General features: G+C 64.8%; 3 protein-coding genes and 1 pseudogene. 2 read left to right on the forward strand and 2 right to left on the reverse strand.

Translation table 11 applies throughout. The features are described 5' to 3' along the window. Positions 1-417 (reverse strand): annotated as a pseudogene (locus A8G08_RS11835) (lipase); the annotation flags it as partial. Positions 418-721: 304 nt separating this feature from the next. Here A8G08_RS11835 and A8G08_RS11840 point away from each other — a divergent pair. Continuing rightward, positions 722-1,216 carry a MarR family winged helix-turn-helix transcriptional regulator gene (locus A8G08_RS11840; protein ID WP_068273985.1) on the forward strand — a complete coding sequence of 165 codons (495 nt, stop codon included), beginning with the start codon at positions 722-724 and terminating at the stop codon, positions 1,214-1,216. A gap of 52 nt (positions 1,217-1,268) precedes the next feature. Beyond that, a complete protein-coding gene (locus A8G08_RS11845) occupies positions 1,269-2,819 on the forward strand; it encodes an MDR family MFS transporter (protein WP_068273989.1) in 1,551 nt (516 codons plus the stop codon). A gap of 62 nt (positions 2,820-2,881) precedes the next feature. On the opposite strand, the gene A8G08_RS11850 is transcribed toward A8G08_RS11845, so the two are convergent. Continuing rightward, complete coding sequence (locus A8G08_RS11850; RefSeq protein ID WP_068273987.1) at positions 2,882-3,625, reverse strand: DJ-1/PfpI family protein; 744 nt, start codon at positions 3,623-3,625, stop codon at positions 2,882-2,884. Positions 3,626-3,675 lie beyond the last annotated feature (50 nt).

Consider the following 3,675-nt stretch of genomic DNA (forward strand, 5'->3'; position numbering starts at 1 on the left):
ATTCAGTGCCGGGGCTTCGCGGACGACCAGGTTGGGATCGTTGGTGTAGAGCGTGCTGGACGGTGCGCACTGGGTGCCGAGGCCGTTGATGATGTGCTGGTAGGAGAGAACCGGCGCGCCGGCCTGGAAATTCTGCGGCCGCAGGATCAACGAGGTGGCCGCGATCGGCTTGCCCTCGGAGTTCGACGAACGGAACTTGATCTGGGAGACGCCGACGCCGGGAAAAGCACCGACCGACGGCATCGGGCGGACGGCGAGGATGTCGCCGTTCTTCTTACCCGCGAGATCCGGTGTCTGCGCATAGAACGGATCCGGATTGGGGATCGGGTAAAGCGGACCCACAGCGCCGGCAGACGCGGGGGAGACCAGGGCCGCTGTCGCGGCCACGCAGGCAAGAAGTACTGCCCGCACTCGCATCTTGCTCAAGAACCGACCGGACACCCCAGAACCTCATTCCCAGAATTTGGCTGCAAGACAACATAGCGCCGGAGAGCGCTCCACGCAGTGGGAGCAACTCCCGGCGCTGGGAACCCACGTACATCCTGGCGATCGGCGCACTCGGACGCAATGGTGACTTCCTGCGCATGCCGCTTTGTACCGGGTGGGCGAGATCACAACCCTCCGCGAGGGTGAGACACCCGAAATTACTTGATTGCCGCAAGCATTCTTTATATAGTTGCCGAAGTCAACTAATTACCCGGCCCGATGGGCGGGAGGTGTCATGTCTCTGCAAACCGAAACCGCGGAGCACTTCATCGAGGAGCTGTTCCGGCTCGGTCGCTCGATGCGCGGTGCGCTCGCGGATAACGACGCGCCGGAGCTGCTTCCAGGCTCTGCTGCGATCCTGCTCACGCTCGCCATGCTCGGCGAGGTGCGACAGAACGCGCTTGCGGACGAACTGTGCATCACCCAATCGGCACTCAGTAGGCAGGTCGGCGAACTCGTTTCGCGCGGCTTCGTCGACCGCAGCGCGGATCCGGACGACGGGCGTGCCTCGCTCGTCCGGGTCAACGAAGCCGGACAGGAACTACTGCGATCCATGCGCCGCAAGCGAGCCGACCGACTGCAGCATGCGCTCGCGGACTGGACCGAGGACGACGCCGTAGCGGCGTTCGACATGGTCTCGAAATTGAGCAAAACCCTTTCCCAGCACGCACATTCCAACCACGCGCAACGCCGGTTCGGCCTGCTCGTGGGAGATTCGACAGAAAGTTAATGCCAATATGTCGATAGCAACCGAGTCGGTGACACAACGCGATCCGAACGCGATGACGCACCGGGAAATCCTCGAGGCGCTCGCCGGGCTACTCGCTGCGCTGTTCACCGCGATGCTGAGTTCGACCATTGTCGCGACGGCGCTGCCGACGATCATCGCCGACCTGCACAGCACCCAGACTGCATTTGCATGGGTCATCACCGCCGCGCTCCTTGCCACCGCGGCCTCAACCCCGATCTGGGGCAAGCTCGCCGACCTGTTCAACAAGAAGGTCCTGGTCCAGACCGCGATCGTGATCTTCGTGATCGGCTCGGTCATCGCCGGCTTCGCGCACAACGTGCCGGTACTGCTCGCCGCGCGTGTGGTTCAGGGCATCGGCATGGGCGGTCTGACCGCGCTCGTCGTGGCGATCATCGGTTCGATCGTGTCGCCGCGCGACCGCGGCCGGTACTCCGGCTACATGGGCGCGGTAATGGCCGTGTCGATGTCGGGCGGCCCGATCCTGGGCGGCGTCATCGTGGACAGCCCGCTGGGCTGGCGCTGGTGCTTCTTCGTCTGCATCCCGCTGGCCGTGATCGCCCTTTTCCTGCTGCAGCGGACCCTGCACATCAAGACCGAGCGCAAGGAAGAAGTCTCGATCGACTGGCTCGGCGCACTGCTGATGACCGCGGGCGTGTCGGTGCTGCTGATCTGGGTTTCGTTCGCCGGTAAGGCCGACTACTACGCCTGGATGTCGAAGCAAACCGTGCTGCTCGTCGGGCTCGGCGTAGTGCTGCTGGCAGCGACCGTGTGGGTGGAGGCCAAGGCGAAGTCGCCGATCATTCCGCTCAAGATCGTCACCGAACGCACCACCGGCCTCGCGATCATCGCGTCAATCGCTGTCGGTCTCGGCATGTTCGGCGCGACCACCTTCCTGGGCCAGTATTTCCAGATCGCCCGTGGGTTCAGCCCCACGGAGGCGGGCATGCTCACCATCCCGCTCGTCATCGGCATGCTGGCCGGCTCGGTGGTCTCCGGACAGATCATCACCCGTTACGGCAAGTGGAAGCCCTTCGTGATCCTCGGCGCCGTGCTGCTGGTGATCGGGTTCGCGCTGCTCGCCACCATCGATCACGAGACGAACCTGTGGCTGATGGGCGTGTTCATGTTCGCCGTCGGTGCCGGGGTGGGCAACCTGATGCAGAACCTGGTGCTCGCGGTGCAGAACACGGTCAGCGTGCACGACATCGGTGCCGCATCGAGCAGCGTCGCGTTCTTCCGCACCTTCGGCGGCGCGATCGGCGTGTCGGTCCTCGGTTCGGTGCTGGCCAGCCGGGTCTCGGAGCTGTCCACCACCGGACTGGCGAAGCTCGGTATCACCGGCAACGGTGGTGGCGGCGGAAGCCTCGACATGAATGCGATGCCCGGCCCGGTGCAGGAGATCGTGCGCGCCGCCTACGGCGACGCCACCGGCCGGATCTTCCTGATCGCGGCGGTGGCCTCGGTGATCACGCTGATCGCGGTGGCATTCCTGCCGAACCGTCCGTTGCGCCAAACGATCGATATCGAGCCGAGCATCGATCCGATGGACGAGCTCGAAGAAGAGACTGTCGCCGCCCGCTGATCGGTCTGGCGACGAAGTGAAGGCCCCGGGCAATGGCGCCCGGGGCCTTCCTTATGTCGTGTTCACGCCGAGATCGGCTGGCGGTCGCGCTTGCGGGTGTTCCTCGATCGAACGCGCTGGATAGCGGCGTCCCACAGGAGCTGCACCGACGGCACCAGCTGACGTTGCTTAGCGGATTCCTTGCCCAGCTGGGCGGTCGCAAGCGCCTTGGTGGCCGCCGATGCCTTCGACACGTGACCGGAGTCGTACGGCGGCTGCGGGTCGTACTCGATGGCCAGTTGCACGGCCTTGGCCTTGGCCTCGCCGCAGATTTCGCCGAACAGCCACAGCGCCAGGTCGATACCGGCGGACACACCCGCCGCGGTCGCGATCTTGCCCTCGTGGACGATCCGCTGGTCGCGGACGGTGTCGACGCCGAACGGCTTCAGCATCGGGAGTACCAGCCAGTGCGACGTGGCTCGACGGCCTTCCAGCAGTCCGGCGGCCGCCAGAATCAGCGAGCCGCTGCACACCGACGTCGTCCAGGTGGACGTCTCATGCGCTCGCTTGACCCAGTCGAGCAGCTTTTCGTCGCGGGCGTGCTCCATCGTCGTCATTCCGCCGGGCACCAGAACGATGTCGGGCGAAGGTGTCTCGTCGAACGAGTGCGTGGCACCGACCATCAGTACCCCCGAGTCGGCGGTGATCGGTCCTACTTCATGCCAGACGAACCGCACCTCGGCGTCGGGCAGGCTGCGCAACAGCTCGTAGGGGCCGATGAAGTCCAGGGCGGTGAAGCCGGGGTACACCACAATCGCGATCTGCATTGACTTCTCCCTCGTTAGGCGAACGTTTTCCGGTACTGGTCGGGTGAAAT

It is taken from the genome of Aldersonia kunmingensis (assembly GCF_001646865.1).
Taxonomy (GTDB): domain Bacteria; phylum Actinomycetota; class Actinomycetes; order Mycobacteriales; family Mycobacteriaceae; genus Aldersonia; species Aldersonia kunmingensis.